Consider the following 13,926-nt stretch of genomic DNA (forward strand, 5'->3'; position numbering starts at 1 on the left):
GGCCGTGTTCCGCCGCTCGATCTACAAGTCGCCCGCCGACCTCCGCGCGATGGTCGCGGCCGGTCGGGCGACCGCGGGCGCCCTCGCCGAGGCGCGCGGCCGCGTGCGACCGGGAGCGACGGGCCTCGAGCTCGACGCCGCGGCCGAGCGCTCGATCGAGGCCGCGGGCGGCCGGTCGAACTTCAAGCTCGTGCCGGGCTACCGGCACACCCTGTGCGTGTCGGTGAACGACGACATCGTGCACGGCATCCCGGGCGATCGCCCGTTCCGGCCCGGCGACCTCGTCTCAGTCGACGGCGGGGCCGACGTGGGCGGGTGGAACGGCGACTCGGCGTTCAGCATGGTCATCCCCGACCCTGCGCGGCCCGAGATCGTCGCGGCCCGCGAGGAGCTCTCGCGGGTGACCGAGACGGCGCTGTGGCACGGCATCGCGACCCTCGCTCGGGCGTCGCACCTCAACGAGGTCGGCGCCGCGATCGAGGACTACGTCCGCGGAGCGGGCGACTACGGCATCCTCACCGACTACGTGGGGCACGGCATCGGACGCCAGATGCACGAGGAGCCGCCGGTGTTCAACTACCGGGTCGACCGCAAGGGCCCCGCGATCAAGCCCGGGCTCGTCGTCGCGATCGAGCCGATGCTCGTCGCCGGTGCGGTCGACACGTTCGTGCGCGACGACGACTGGACGGTGACGACCGCCGACGGCGCCGACGCGGCCCACTGGGAGCACAGCGTCGCGGTGCACGCCGGCGGCATCTGGGTGCTCACGGCCGACGACGGCGGCGCCGCCGGGCTCGCGCCGTACGGCATCGTCCCGGCGCCGATCGCCTGAGCCCCGCACCGCTCGAAAACGGCGGGGGATAGGGTGATGAACGGGGGAGCGCTCGTGAGCGTCCCGTCGACTCGGACCGGGGGTGGTGCGCAGATGGACGTCGTCGGCACGGGCATCGGTCGCGGAGTCGCCGTGGGGCGCGTGGCGTGGATGGCGGCGCCGCAGCCCGAGCCCTCATCGGCGCCGAGCACGATCGGCGGCGAGGCGGAGCGCGCGCGCGCCGAGTCCGCCGCGGCGGCGGTGGCCGCCGATCTCAGGGCGCGCGCCGCCGGAGTCACCGGTGCGGCGCACGACGTGCTCGAGGCGCAGGCGCTCATCCTCGAGGACCCTGCGGTGCATGCGAGCGTCGCCGAACGGCTCGCGGACGGCACGACCGCCGAACGCGCGGTGTTCGACGCGTTCGCCGGGTACCGCGACCTGCTCGCCGGCATGGGCGGTTACCTCGCCGATCGCGCGAACGACCTGGAGGACCTGTCGCAGCGCGTCATCGCGGTGCTCCAGGGCGTCCCCGCACCGGGCGTGCCGCATCCGGGCCACTCGTTCGTGCTCGTCGCGCACGACCTCGCGCCGGCCGACACCGCGACGCTCGACCTCGACGAGGTCCTCGCGATCGTGACGGTCGAGGGCGGTCCGACCTCGCACACGGCCATCCTCGCGAGGGAGAAGTCGCTCGTCGCCATCGTCGGCGCGCGGGACGCGACTTCGCTCAGCGAGGGGGAGACGGTCATCGTCGACGCCGACGCCGGCCGCGTCATCCGCGAGCCCGACGCCGCCGCCCTCGACGCGGCCGCGATGCGACGCGAACGGCTCGCCGCGGAGGCGGCGGCCCCGCCCGTGCCCGGGCGGCTCGCCGACGGCACGGCGGTGCCGTTGTACGCGAACCTGGGCAACCCCGCCGGGGCGGCGGAAGCGGTCCGCGCGGGGGCGGAGGGAGTGGGCCTCTTCCGCACCGAGTTCCTCTTCCTCGACGCGGAGCGCGCACCGTCGCGCGCGGAGCAGCAGGCCGCCTACGAGTCGCTGTTCGAGTCGTTCGCCGGCCGCCCCGTGACGGTTCGGGTGCTCGACGCGGGTGCCGACAAGCCGCTCGCCTTCCTCGGCGTCGGCCACGAGGCGAATCCCGCACTCGGCGTGCGCGGTCTTCGCGCACTCCGGCGGGCCGAACCCGTGCTCCGCGATCAGCTCGGTGCACTCGCCGACGCCGCCGCACGTCATCCGGTCGACCTCCGGGTGATGGCGCCGATGGTCGCGACCGTGGAGGAGGCGCGCTACTTCGCCCGGCAGGTGCGCGAGGCGGGCCTGCCGTCGGCCGGGGTCATGATCGAGGTGCCGGCGGCGGCGCTGACGGCGCGGCAAGTGCTCGCCGCCGTCGACTTCGCGTCGATCGGCACGAACGACCTCACCCAGTACACGATGGCCGCCGACCGCGAGCTCGCCGGCGCGGCCGAGCTCCAGGACCCGTGGCATCCGGCCGTGCTGCGTCTCGTCGGCGAGGTCGGCGACGCCGGAGCCGCACTCGGCCGGCCGGTCGGCGTGTGCGGCGAAGCGGCGGCCGACCCGCTGCTGGCCGTCGTGCTCGTCGGCCTGGGGGCGACGAGCCTCTCGATGTCGGCGTCGGCGCTGGCGGGAGTGCGCGCCGCGCTGGCGCGGGTCACCGCGCACGATGCACGCCGCATCGCCGGGGCGGCCGTCGCCGCCGACGACGCCGCCGCGGCACGCGCGGCGGCCGCCGAGGCGGCGACGCACACCGGGGCGTGACGCGCGCTCGAGGCGTCCCGCGACCATGCCGCGAACCGGCCGCACCGCGTCGGCGATCGCCGGACACGGCCTCGACTGGCGAAATCGGCGGAAATGTCCTAAAGTTGACCCTTGGTGTTCTGCCCGCCTGCCTCGGCGTGCCCGACGACCGGCCCATCGGCCGGAGAAGCGGTCGCCCGAGCGTCGCGCGTGCAGCATCATCGCACGACCAGCATCCCAACACTCCAAGCGATAGTGAGGCTATGGCCAAGAAAGACGGCGTCATCGAGATCGAAGGCTCGGTCATCGAGGCTCTCCCGAACGCGATGTTCCGGGTCGAGTTGACCAACGGTCACAAGGTCCTCGCGCACATCTCAGGAAAGATGCGCCAGCACTACATCCGCATCCTCCCCGAGGACCGCGTGATCGTGGAGCTGAGCCCGTACGACCTGACGCGCGGCCGCATCGTCTACCGCTACAAGTAAGGGCTGCCGGAAAGTAACGGCCCGCGGCACCCCGCGGGCACGAGGACAGCGAACCACGAGGAACCACTGTGAAGGTCAACCCCAGCGTCAAGAAGATCTGCGACAAGTGCAAGGTGATCCGCCGCCACGGGCGCGTGATGGTCATCTGCGAGAACCCGCGCCACAAGCAGCGCCAGGGCTAGTCGCACGACGCCGGGGCGCGCCGCGTGCGCGCCCCGCAGCTCATAACTGAATACGAATCGGCACTGCCAGAACCTCCGCGGTTTCGAGACGCGACTTCGTCGCTCCTCAACGCGCTGGAGGGGACACCTCGGGACGGAGGCCCGGGCACCGGCAGTGCTCCACACCTCCACTTCGAAACAGGAGAAGCCAACACATGGCACGTCTGGCAGGAGTCGACATCCCGCGCGAGAAGCGCGTGGAGATCGCACTGACGTACATCTACGGCGTCGGCCGCACTCGCGCGCTGACGACCCTCGCGGAGACCGGCATCGACGGCAACATCCGCGTGAAGGACCTCACCGACGACCAGCTCGTCGCCCTCCGCGACTACATCGAGGGCAACTTCAAGGTCGAGGGCGACCTCCGCCGCGAGGTGGCCGCCGACATCCGCCGCAAGGTCGAGATCGGCTCGTACGAGGGTCTGCGCCACCGCCGCGGCCTTCCGGTCCGCGGTCAGCGCACCAAGACCAACGCTCGCACCCGCAAGGGCCCGAAGCGCACCGTCGCCGGCAAGAAGAAGCCCGGCCGCAAGTAACCGCTCGTCGCCAGATCTAGGAGATTTCACACATGGCAGCACCCAAGGCGGCTACTCGCAAGCCGCGCAAGAAGGAAAAGAAGAACATCGCCGTGGGCCAGGCCCACATCAAGTCGACGTTCAACAACACGATCGTCTCGATCACCGACACCACCGGTGCCGTGATCAGCTGGGCCTCCTCGGGCGGCGTCGGCTTCAAGGGCTCGCGCAAGTCGACCCCGTTCGCCGCGCAGCTCGCCGCCGAGTCGGCCGCGCGCCAGGCGCAGGAGCACGGCATGAAGAAGGTCGACGTGTTCGTCAAGGGCCCCGGCTCGGGCCGTGAGACCGCGATCCGCTCGCTCCAGGCCGCAGGCCTCGAGGTCGGCAGCATCAACGACGTGACGCCGCAGGCGCACAACGGCTGCCGCCCGCCGAAGCGTCGCCGCGTCTAAGTTCTCCACGCCGCGAGGTCGGCCGGAACGTGCGTTCCGGCCGGCCACGCGGCATCCCGTTCTCTCACAACTCAAGATCCTCGACCTCGCAGGTGTCATATAGCGGACACCCTGCCGAAAGGAATCAACAGTGCTGATCGCACAGCGCCCGACGCTCACCGAAGAGAACATCTCGGAGTTCCGTTCGCGTTTCGTGATCGAGCCCCTCGAGCCGGGCTTCGGTTACACCCTCGGCAACTCGCTTCGCCGTACCCTCCTCTCCTCGATCCCCGGCGCGGCCGTGACGAGCATCCGCATCGACGGCGTGCTGCACGAGTTCTCGACGGTTCCCGGCGTGAAGGAGGATGTCACCGAGATCATCCTCAACATCAAGAACCTGGTCGTCTCCAGCGAGCACGACGAGCCCATCACCGCCTACCTGCGCAAGCAGGGCGCGGGTGAGGTCACCGCCGCCGACATCTCGGCTCCGGCCGGTGTCGAGGTGCACAACCCCGAGCTCGTCATCGCGACGCTCAACGACTCGGCGAAGTTCGAGCTCGAGCTCACGATCGAGCGCGGCCGCGGCTACGTCTCGGCCTCGCAGAACCGCAACGAGTACTCGGAGGCCGGCCAGATCCCGGTCGACTCGATCTACTCGCCGGTGCTCAAGGTCACCTACCGCGTCGAGGCCACCCGTGCCGGTGAGCGCACCGACTTCGACCGCCTCGTGGTCGACGTCGAGACGAAGCCGGCGATCTCGCCGCGCGACGCCATCGCCTCGGCCGGTCGCACCCTCACCGAGCTGTTCGGCCTCGCCCGCGAGCTGAACACCGCGGCCGAGGGCATCGAGATCGGCCCCGCGCCGGTCGACGCCGTGCTCTCGAGCGAGCTCTCGATCCCGATCGAGGACCTCGACCTGTCGGTGCGCAGCTACAACTGCCTGAAGCGCGAGGGCATCAACACGGTGTCGGAGCTCGTCGCCCTCAGCGAGTCGCAGCTCATGAACATCCGCAACTTCGGCCAGAAGTCGGTCGACGAGGTCAAGGACAAGCTCACCGAGATGGGCCTGTCGCTGAAGGACTCGGTGCCCGGCTTCGACGGCGCCCACTTCTACACGGGCTTCGACGACGAGAACTGAGCCCCTGCGGCTGCCCGACCCCCTCACTACCTGGAGATAACGAACCATGCCGAAGCCCACCAAGGGCCCCCGCCTCGGAGGCGGACCCGCGCACGAGCGACTCCTGCTCGCGAACCTCGCGGCTGCGCTCTTCACGCACAAGAGCATCACCACCACCGAGACCAAGGCCAAGCGGCTCCGCCCGCTCGCCGAGCGCCTCATCACCTTCGCGAAGCGCGGCGACCTGCACGCCCGCCGTCGCGTGCTCGCCGTGATCGGCGACAAGGCCGTCGTGCACGAGCTGTTCGCGGTCATCGCCCCGCAGGTCGCCGACCGTGAGGGCGGCTACACCCGCATCACGAAGATCGGCAACCGCAAGGGCGACAACGCCCCCATGGCGGTCATCGAGCTCGTGCTCGAGCCGGTCGTGAAGAAGCAGCGCGCCGCCAAGCCGGCCGCCGCCGCCGCGCCGGTCGCCGACGAGGCGCCCGCCGCCGACGAGACGGCTGCCGACGAGGTCGTGACCGAGGCCGAGGCCGCGGTCGACGAGGCCGCCGGCGCCGAGGCGTCGGAGGAGTCGGCCGAGGCTCCCGCCGAGGAGGCCGCCGAGGCCGAGGCCAAGTAAGCCTCGCGTCCACGCGTCGACGGGCCCCTGTGCGATTCGCACAGGGGCCCGTTCGCGTCTGTGGAATGATCGTCGTCGCGGGCCCGGGACGGGCCCGATCACGGCGGACCCGGCCGGGCGCCGCCGCCTGCAGCGAAGGAGCCCTGTGCGCGCACCGGTCAGGATCCCCGAGGATCGCGACCTCTCGATCGACTTCGCCCGCGCGCTCTGCCTCCCCGTCGTCGTGCTCCTGCACGCGTTGCAGATGGGCATCGGCGGCGACCCGCTGCGCGCGTTCAACGCGCTCGACGGCTTCGAGCCGCTCGCGTGGGCGACGTGGCCGCTCATGATCATGCCGGTCTTCTTCATCTGCGGCGGCTTCGCGTCGATCACGCAGTGGCGCCGGCTCCGCGGGCACGGCGAGACGGGCGCGCACTACCTGCGGGTGCGCGCGGTGCGGCTCGCGCAGCCCGTCGTGTCGGTGACCGCGGCGGTCGGGCTCGTGCTCGGCGGCATGCTGCTGACCGGTGTCGACGTCGGTTTCGTGCAGAGCTTCGCGGTGCGGCTCGCCGAGCCGCTCTGGTTCATTCCCGTGTACCTCATCTGCACGGCGCTCGTTCCGGCGATGTCGTGGCTGCACCGGCACGCACCGTGGCCGACCTACCTCGGCCTCGCCGCCGGCGCCGTGCTCGTCGACGTGCTCGCGAGGGGCCTCGGGCTGCCCGTCGGCGCCGTGAACTGGCTCTTCGTCTGGCTGTTCGCGCAGCAGCTCGGGTTCGGCCTCCGCGACGGCTGGTTCGCCCGGCGCTCGTGGGTCGTGCTCGTGGGCGTCGCGGCGTTCGCATACGGGTTCATCGCGATGCTCGTGGCCGTCTTCGGCTACTCGCACGACCTGCTCGACAACCTCAACCCGCCGAGCCTCGCGATCATGGCGCTCGCGCTCGGGCAGGCGTGCCTCTTCGCGCTGCTGCAGCCCGCCATCCGCCGATTCGTCGCGCACCGGGCCGTGCTCGGCGCCGTGTTCGTGTTCGGGCTGTACGGCATGGTCATCTACCTCTGGCACACGTTCGCGATGGCGGTCGTGACGGCGGGCCACCTCGCCCTGGGGCTGCCGTACCCGCCCGTGCTGTCGCCCGCGTGGTGGGCGACGCGGCCGCTGTGGATCCTCGCGATCGCCGTCGTCATCGCCGGGTGCTGCCTCGTCGTGCCGAAGCTCGAGGCGCGCTGGCCGGCGCCGGTCGAACGTCGCACGCCGCTCGCGGCGGTCGTCATCTGGACGCTCACGGCCGTCGCCGGCGTCGACGTGTTCCTGACGATGGGCTACGTGCCGCTCGTGAACGGGCTGTTCGGCTGGTCGCTCGTGACGGTCGCGGTGATCGCCCTCATCGTCGGCGGGCCGGGGCCGAGGTCTCCGCGACCGCGACGCCGCGAGGTCGACGCGGTCGCGGCGACGGCGCGCGCCTAGGCTGGTCGGTATGGTCACGAGCGAGGCGGATGCCGCGGGCGGCACCCCGGCGGCGCGCGGTGCGGCACCCGCCGAGTCGCGGTGGTCGTCGGGCGACGCATCGGGCGAGGCATCCCCGCTCGCCGGAGGGCTCGACGAGACGGTTCGCCTGCGCCTCGGCATCGCCTACGACGGCACCGACTTCAAGGGGTGGGCGGCGCAGCCGAGGCTGCGCACCGTGCAGGGCACGCTCGAGGGCGCGCTCGCGACGCTCTTCCGCCGCGAGCGCGTCGCGCCGCGGCTGACCGTCGCCGGCCGCACCGACGCCGGCGTGCACGCGCTCGGCCAGGTGGCCCACCTCGACGTGCCCGCTGCAGCACTCGCCGCCGTGACGAGGCCGCGCCGGGGCGACGCGTCGAGCGGCCTCGCCGATGATCCCGCCGCGGTGCTGCTGCGCCGGCTGGGCGGCGTACTCGGCGCCTCCGACGCCGACGTCGTGGTGACGCACGCCGAGCTCGCCCCGGCCGGCTTCGACGCGCGCTTCTCGGCGGTCTGGCGACGCTACGAGTACCGCGTCGCCGACGGAGCGGCGCTGCGCGACCCGCTCGCCCGCAATCGCACCGTCTGGCATCCCCGCAGCCTCGACGTCGAGGCGATGGACCGCGCCGCGAACCGGCTGCTCGGGCTCCACGACTTCGCCGCGTTCTGCAAGCCGCGCGAGGAGGCGACGACGATCCGCACGCTGCAGGCGTACGACTGGCACCGCGGCGAGGGCGGCGTGCTCGTCGCGATGCTGCAGGCCGACGCCTTCTGCCACTCGATGGTGCGGGCCCTCGTCGGCGCGTGCGTCGCCGTGGGGGAGGGCAAGCTCGACGAGGGCGACCTCGCGGGCCTCCTCGCCGCCGCCGAGCGCACGAGCGCGTTCAAGGTCATGCCGGCGAAGGGGCTCGTGCTGACCGAGGTCGGCTATCCCGACGACCACGAGCTCGAGGCTCGGGCCGTGCAGACGCGGGCGCGACGCGAACTGCACGTGAGCGGCATCCCCGACCTCGTCGAATGAGCCGCGGATTCTGCAACCCGGGCCGAAGCTGGTAAGCTCTCCCTTTGGTGCCGTGCACTGCGTCGGCACCCGAAGTTGAGCCCTCCACCGAGGCGTTCGCGCGCATCGCGTTCGAACACCCCACGGAGTGGGATTCACGAACCCCTCACTCGATCAGAAAGCAGCACTTCCGTGACGCGCACCTACACCCCGAAGTCGAACGAGATCCAGCGCGACTGGGTCGTCATCGACGCGACCGACATCGTCCTCGGTCGTCTCGCCAGCCACTCCGCAGCCCTGCTGCGCGGCAAGCACAAGCCGATCTTCGCGAACCACGTCGACACCGGTGACTTCGTCATCATCGTCAACGCCGACAAGGTGGCCCTCACCGGCCAGAAGCTCGAGCAGAAGAAGGCGTACCGCCACTCGGGTTACCCGGGCGGCCTCAAGGCGGTCGGCTACGCCGAGCTCCTCGAGAAGAACCCCGTCCGCGCCGTCGAGAAGGCGATCCGCGGCATGCTCCCGAAGAACTCGCTCGGCCGCCAGCAGCTCAAGAAGCTGAAGGTCTACGCCGGCCCGGAGCACCCGCACGCGGCTCAGCAGCCGAAGCCGTACACCCTCACCCAGGTCGCCCAGTAAGCCCGGCGCACTCGACCTTCTCGAACTAAGGATTCACAACCACCATGGCGAAGATCGCAGACCAGATCGACCAGGCTCCTGAGAGCTACACGACCGAGAGCGCCCCGGCGGCGGCTCCGGCCACCCCCCGCCCCGTCCTCAACGTCTCGGGTGCGGCCGTCGGCCGCCGCAAGCAGGCCATCGCCCGCGTGCGCGTCGTCCCCGGCGCCGGCACCATCACGGTGAACGGCCGCGAGTTCGCGGACTACTTCCCGAACAAGCTCCACCAGCAGCTCATCACCGACCCCTTCACCGTGCTCGAGCTCACCGGCTCGTACGACGTGATCGCCCGCATCACCGGCGGCGGCCCCTCGGGCCAGGCCGGCGCGCTGCGCCTCGCGATCGCGCGTGCGCTCAACGAGATCGACCGCGAGAACAACCGTCCGACCCTGAAGAAGGCCGGCTTCCTCACGCGCGACGCTCGCGTCATCGAGCGCAAGAAGGCCGGTCTCAAGAAGGCCCGCAAGGCTCCGCAGTTCTCGAAGCGCTAATCAGCCTCCGGGACTCCGTACATGCCTCGGCTTTTCGGAACCGACGGGGTCCGGGGCCTGGCCAACCGTGAACTCACGGCTGACCTGGCCCTGGGCCTCTCCCAGGCGGCTGCGGCCGTCCTCACGCAGGGGCGTCACGCCGACGAGAACCGTGCGGCGGGCAAGCGCCCGGTCGCCGTCGTCGCGCGCGACCCCCGCGTGTCCGGTGAGTTCCTCACCGCCGCGGTCTCCGCAGGCCTCGCGAGCTCCGGCGTCGACGTGCTCGACGCCGGAGTCATCCCGACGCCCGCGACCGCATTCCTCATCGACTCGATCAAGGCCGACTTCGGCGTCATGATCTCGGCGTCGCACAACCCGGCGCCCGACAACGGCATCAAGTTCTTCTCGTTCGGCGGCACGAAGCTGCCCGACGAGGTCGAAGACCGCATCGAGTCGTACCTCGGCAAGCAGAAGCTCGCTCCGGTCGGCGACGGTGTCGGCCGCATCCGCCGCTTCGCCGATGCCGAGGACCGCTACGTCGTGCACCTGCTCGGCACGCTGCCGCATCGTCTCGACGGCATCAAGGTCGTGCTCGACTGCGCCCACGGCGCCGCCGCGGGCGTCTCGCCCGAGACGTTCAAGGACGCGGGTGCCGAGGTCGTCGTCATCGGCGCCGATCCCGACGGCATCAACATCAACGACGGCGTCGGGTCGACGCACCTCGACCAGCTGCAGGCCGCCGTGCTCGAGCACGGCGCCGACGTCGGCATCGCCCACGACGGCGACGCCGACCGCTGCCTCGCCGTCGACGCGAACGGCGACATCGTCGACGGCGACCGCATCATGGCGATCCTCGCGCTCTCGATGAAGGAGCGCGGCAAGCTCACCGACGACACCCTCGTGGTGACCGTCATGTCGAACCTCGGGCTCAAGCGGGCGATGGCCGAGCACGGCATCCGCATCGTCGAGACGAAGGTCGGCGACCGCTACGTGCTCGAGGCGCTCGCCGAGGGCGGGTTCGCACTCGGTGGCGAGCAGTCGGGCCACGTCATCATGAGCGAGTACGCCACGACCGGCGACGGCGTGCTGACCGGCCTGCACCTCGTGGCCGAGATGGCGCGCACGGGCAAGTCGCTCGCCGAGCTCGCCTCGGTCATGACGGTGTACCCGCAGGTGCTCGTCAACGTGCGCGGCGTCGACCACCACGCGCTCGGCTCGAACGAGGGCGTCGCGGCCGCGGTCAAGGCGGCGGAGGCCGAGCTCGGCGACTCGGGCCGGGTGCTGCTGCGGCCGTCGGGCACCGAGCCCATGGTGCGGGTCATGGTCGAGGCCGCCGAGCAGTCGACCGCCGAGCGGCACGCCGCAGCACTGGCCGAGGTCGTGCAGGCCGAGCTGGCGCACTAGCACTCCACCCAGAACCTCGGATCGCCCGTCTCCGCCCGGAGGCGGGCGATTCGCGTCGGTACGGTCAGAGCTTGCGCAGCAGCACGCTCGACACGGTGTGGTCGGCGCTCTTGCGCAGCACGAGCGAGGCGCGCGAGCGCGTGGGCCGGATGTTCTGCAGCAGGTTCGGCTCGTTGATCGAGTGCCAGATCTCGCGGGCCCGGTGGCGCGCCTCGTCCTCGGTGAGCGACGCGAACCGGTGGAAGTAGGAGCGCGGGTTCGCGAACGCGCCCCGCTGCAGCTTCAGGAACCGCTCCTCGTACCAGCGCGCGATGTCGCTCGTGCGGGCATCGACGTAGATCGTGAAGTCGAACAGGTCGCTGACCGCGAGCCGGTGCCCCGGCCCTGGCGGCTGCAGCACGTTGAGGCCCTCGACGATGAGCACGTCGGGGCGGCGCACGGTGACCTGCGCGTCGGACACGATGTCGTAGGCGAGGTGCGAGTAGAAGGGTGCGCGCACCTCTGCGGCGCCCGCCTTGACCTCGCTCACGAAGCGCAGCAGCGCGCGCCGGTCGTACGACTCGGGGAAGCCCTTGCGCGCCATGAGCCCGCGCCGCTCGAGTTCGGCGTTCGGGAAGAGGAACCCGTCGGTCGTCACGAGCTCGACCCGGGGCGTGTGCTCCCAGCGGGCGAGGAGCTCGCGCAGCAGGCGCGCGATCGTCGACTTGCCGACGGCGACCGACCCGGCGACCCCGATCACGAACGGCGTCGACTCGAAGCGCTCGCGCAGGAACTCGCTCGTCACCTTGTGCAGCGACTTCGTACCGCCGACGTAGAGGTTCAGCAGGCGGCTGAGCGGCAGGTAGACCTCGGCGACCTCGGTCGGGTCGAGCGGCTCGCCGAGGCCCCGGAGCTTGATGAGCTCGGTCTCCGCGAGCGGCGACGGCATCGAGGGGGCGAGCGCCGCCCAGTCGGCTCGATCGAGCTCGACGAACGGCGAGATCTGCGCAGCATGCGACGACGAGCTCTGCGGATCCGGCACCGTGCCAGTGTAGTGCCGGCCCCGGCCGTGGGCGGGCGCCCAGCCGCCCGCCGCTAGAATCGCCCCCATGTGTGGAATCGTCGGATACGTCGGAGAGCGCAACAGCCTCGACGTCCTCATGGGTGGCCTGCGCCGCCTCGAATACCGTGGCTACGACTCGGCTGGAGTGGCGGTCGTCGATGACGACGGTGCCATCGAGACCGCGAAGCGGGCCGGCAAGCTGAAGGTGCTCGCCGACGAGCTCGAGCGCAACCCGCTGCACCACGGCGGCACCGGCATCGGCCACACCCGCTGGGCGACCCACGGCGGTCCGACCGACCGCAACGCGCACCCGCACCTCGGCGACGAGGGCCGGCTCGCGCTCATCCACAACGGCATCATCGAGAACTTCGCCGAGCTGAAGGACGAGCTCCTCGCTGAGGGCTACTCGTTCGAGTCCGAGACCGACACCGAGGTCGCGGCCGTGCTGCTCGGCCACGAGTACCGCGAGGCGGGCGACCTGCGCACGGCCTTCCGCAACACGGTCTCGCGCCTCGAGGGCGCGTTCACCCTGCTCGCCGTGCACCGCGCCGAGCCCGGCCTCGTCGTCGGCGCCCGTCGCAACTCGCCGCTCGTCATCGGGCTGGGCGACGGCGAGAACTTCCTCGGCTCCGACGTCGCCGCCTTCGTCGAGTTCACGAAGCGCGCCGTCGCGGTCGGCCAGGACCAGATCGTCGCGATCACGGCCGACGACGTCGTCGTGACCGACTTCGACGGCGCGCCCGTCGAGGTCGAGGCCTTCGAGGTCGCGTGGGACGCCTCGGCGGCCGAGAAGGGCGGCTGGTCGTCGTTCATGCGCAAGGAGGTGTCGGAGCAGCCCGAGGCCGTCGCCAACACCCTGCGCGGCCGCATCGCCGACGGCGGCGTCGTCATCCCCGAGCTCGAGTCGTTCGGCGACGACGAGCTCCGCGGCATCCGTCGCATCACGGTCATCGCGTGCGGCACCGCCTCGTACGCGGGCATGGTCGCGAAGTACGCGATCGAGCAGTGGGCGCGCGTGCCCGTCGAGGTCGAGCTCAGCCACGAGTTCCGCTACCGCGAGCCCGTGCTCGACGCCGACACCCTCGTCGTCTCGATCAGCCAGTCGGGCGAGACGATGGACACGCTCATGGCCGTGAAGTACGCCCGCGAGCAGGGCGCGCGCACGATCTCGATCTGCAACACGCAGGGCGCCACGATCCCGCGCGAGTCCGACGCGGTCGTCTACACCCACGCCGGCCCCGAGGTCGCGGTCGCTTCGACGAAGGCGTTCGTCGCGCAGATCACCGCGCTCTACCTCTTCGGCCTCCACCTCGCGCGCGTGCGCGGCACGCTCGACGAGGCCGCGCTCGCCGCCCAGCTCGACGAGCTCACGGCGGTGCCCGAGAAGCTCGCCCAGGTGCTCGGCGAGGCCGAGAAGGTCACCCAGCTCGCGCACTGGATGGCCGACACCCGCTCGGTGCTGTTCCTCGGCCGTCACGTCGGCTACCCGATCGCCCTCGAGGGTGCCCTGAAGCTCAAGGAGCTCGCCTACATCCACGCCGAGGGGTTCGCCGCGGGCGAGCTCAAGCACGGGCCGATCGCGCTCATCGAGCCGGGCCAGCCGGTCTTCGTCGTCGTGCCGAGCCCCCGCCACGACGGCAGCCTGCACCCGAAGGTCGTGTCGAACATCCAGGAGATCCGTGCTCGCGGCGCCCGCGTCATCGCGATCGCCGAGGCGGGCGACGCCGCGGTGCTGCCGTTCGCCGACGAGGTCGTGCGCATCCCGCTCGCGGCGCCGCTGTTCGAACCGCTGCTCGCGGTCGTGCCGCTGCAGATCTTCGCGATGGAGCTCTCGCAGGCCAAGGGCCTCGACGTCGACCAGCCGCGCAACCTCGCCAAGTCGGTGACGGTCGAGTGACCGAGAGCGCGGG

The 13,926-nt window shown here is 71.4% G+C and carries 15 protein-coding genes; 14 read left to right on the plus strand and 1 reads right to left on the minus strand.

Annotated features, from left to right (window positions below; all coding sequences use genetic code 11):
- The first annotated feature begins 4 nt into the window (after positions 1-4).
- From map to glmM, 13 genes are all read left to right on the plus strand, one after another.
- Positions 5-832 carry a type I methionyl aminopeptidase gene (gene map, locus AC3RJ6_RS10260; protein WP_491426953.1) on the plus strand — a complete coding sequence of 276 codons (828 nt, stop codon included), beginning with the start codon at positions 5-7 and terminating at the stop codon, positions 830-832.
- A gap of 93 nt (positions 833-925) precedes the next feature.
- On the plus strand, positions 926-2,587 hold the full coding sequence (gene ptsP, locus AC3RJ6_RS10265) for a phosphoenolpyruvate--protein phosphotransferase (RefSeq protein WP_491427163.1): 1,662 nt from the start codon (positions 926-928) through the stop codon (positions 2,585-2,587).
- A gap of 242 nt (positions 2,588-2,829) precedes the next feature.
- Positions 2,830-3,051 carry a translation initiation factor IF-1 gene (infA, locus tag AC3RJ6_RS10270; protein WP_011186713.1) on the plus strand — a complete coding sequence of 74 codons (222 nt, stop codon included), beginning with the start codon at positions 2,830-2,832 and terminating at the stop codon, positions 3,049-3,051.
- Positions 3,052-3,119: 68 nt separating this feature from the next.
- A complete protein-coding gene (gene rpmJ / locus AC3RJ6_RS10275) occupies positions 3,120-3,233 on the plus strand; it encodes a 50S ribosomal protein L36 (protein ID WP_008361054.1) in 114 nt (37 codons plus the stop codon).
- A gap of 194 nt (positions 3,234-3,427) precedes the next feature.
- On the plus strand, positions 3,428-3,808 hold the full coding sequence (gene rpsM, locus AC3RJ6_RS10280) for a 30S ribosomal protein S13 (RefSeq protein ID WP_231430112.1): 381 nt from the start codon (positions 3,428-3,430) through the stop codon (positions 3,806-3,808).
- Positions 3,809-3,840: 32 nt separating this feature from the next.
- Positions 3,841-4,239, plus strand: a complete 399-nt coding sequence (gene rpsK, locus AC3RJ6_RS10285; RefSeq protein ID WP_092668574.1) for a 30S ribosomal protein S11 — start codon at positions 3,841-3,843, stop codon at positions 4,237-4,239.
- 130 nt (positions 4,240-4,369) lie between these two features.
- The gene (locus tag AC3RJ6_RS10290; protein WP_204395444.1) at positions 4,370-5,356 is read left to right on the plus strand and encodes a DNA-directed RNA polymerase subunit alpha; all 987 of its coding nucleotides are present in this window, start codon (positions 4,370-4,372) and stop codon (positions 5,354-5,356) included.
- Positions 5,357-5,402: 46 nt separating this feature from the next.
- Entirely contained in the window at positions 5,403-5,960 is a 558-nt protein-coding gene (rplQ, locus tag AC3RJ6_RS10295) for a 50S ribosomal protein L17 (RefSeq protein ID WP_491426954.1), read from the plus strand.
- A gap of 145 nt (positions 5,961-6,105) precedes the next feature.
- Positions 6,106-7,404: an acyltransferase family protein gene (locus AC3RJ6_RS10300; protein WP_491426955.1), complete on the plus strand. Its 1,299-nt coding sequence runs from the start codon at positions 6,106-6,108 to the stop codon at positions 7,402-7,404.
- 10 nt (positions 7,405-7,414) lie between these two features.
- Positions 7,415-8,443, plus strand: coding sequence for a tRNA pseudouridine(38-40) synthase TruA (gene truA, locus AC3RJ6_RS10305; RefSeq protein WP_491426956.1), 1,029 nt, complete (start codon positions 7,415-7,417; stop codon positions 8,441-8,443).
- A gap of 171 nt (positions 8,444-8,614) precedes the next feature.
- The gene (rplM, locus tag AC3RJ6_RS10310) at positions 8,615-9,061 is read left to right on the plus strand and encodes a 50S ribosomal protein L13 (RefSeq protein ID WP_056734989.1); all 447 of its coding nucleotides are present in this window, start codon (positions 8,615-8,617) and stop codon (positions 9,059-9,061) included.
- Between the two features lie 44 nt (positions 9,062-9,105).
- Complete coding sequence (gene rpsI, locus AC3RJ6_RS10315; RefSeq protein WP_148733841.1) at positions 9,106-9,591, plus strand: 30S ribosomal protein S9; 486 nt, start codon at positions 9,106-9,108, stop codon at positions 9,589-9,591.
- Positions 9,592-9,612: 21 nt separating this feature from the next.
- Positions 9,613-10,974, plus strand: a complete 1,362-nt coding sequence (gene glmM, locus AC3RJ6_RS10320) for a phosphoglucosamine mutase (RefSeq protein WP_491426957.1) — start codon at positions 9,613-9,615, stop codon at positions 10,972-10,974.
- Positions 10,975-11,038: 64 nt separating this feature from the next.
- Here glmM and coaA read toward each other — a convergent pair whose 3' ends face one another.
- Positions 11,039-11,995: a type I pantothenate kinase gene (coaA, locus tag AC3RJ6_RS10325; RefSeq protein ID WP_491426958.1), complete on the minus strand. Its 957-nt coding sequence runs from the start codon at positions 11,993-11,995 to the stop codon at positions 11,039-11,041.
- A gap of 67 nt (positions 11,996-12,062) precedes the next feature.
- Between coaA and glmS the strand changes: the two genes are divergently transcribed.
- Entirely contained in the window at positions 12,063-13,913 is a 1,851-nt protein-coding gene (glmS, locus tag AC3RJ6_RS10330; protein ID WP_491426959.1) for a glutamine--fructose-6-phosphate transaminase (isomerizing), read from the plus strand.
- Positions 13,914-13,926 lie beyond the last annotated feature (13 nt).

This window comes from Agromyces cucurbitae (genome assembly GCF_058349945.1).

Bases quoted from the DNA above. Each gene is read 5' to 3' on its own strand.
- rpsM (WP_231430112.1), top strand. From the start codon at position 3,428: ATGGCACGTCTGGCAGGAGTCGACATCCCGCGCGAGAAGCGCGTGGAG.
- glmM (WP_491426957.1), top strand. From the start codon at position 9,613: ATGCCTCGGCTTTTCGGAACCGACGGGGTCCGGGGCCTGGCCAACCGT.
- rpsK (WP_092668574.1), top strand. From the start codon at position 3,841: ATGGCAGCACCCAAGGCGGCTACTCGCAAGCCGCGCAAGAAGGAAAAG.
- glmS (WP_491426959.1), top strand. From the start codon at position 12,063: ATGTGTGGAATCGTCGGATACGTCGGAGAGCGCAACAGCCTCGACGTC.
- truA (WP_491426956.1), top strand. From the start codon at position 7,415: ATGGTCACGAGCGAGGCGGATGCCGCGGGCGGCACCCCGGCGGCGCGC.
- ptsP (WP_491427163.1), top strand. From the start codon at position 926: ATGGACGTCGTCGGCACGGGCATCGGTCGCGGAGTCGCCGTGGGGCGC.
- infA (WP_011186713.1), top strand. From the start codon at position 2,830: ATGGCCAAGAAAGACGGCGTCATCGAGATCGAAGGCTCGGTCATCGAG.
- rplQ (WP_491426954.1), top strand. From the start codon at position 5,403: ATGCCGAAGCCCACCAAGGGCCCCCGCCTCGGAGGCGGACCCGCGCAC.
- rpsI (WP_148733841.1), top strand. From the start codon at position 9,106: ATGGCGAAGATCGCAGACCAGATCGACCAGGCTCCTGAGAGCTACACG.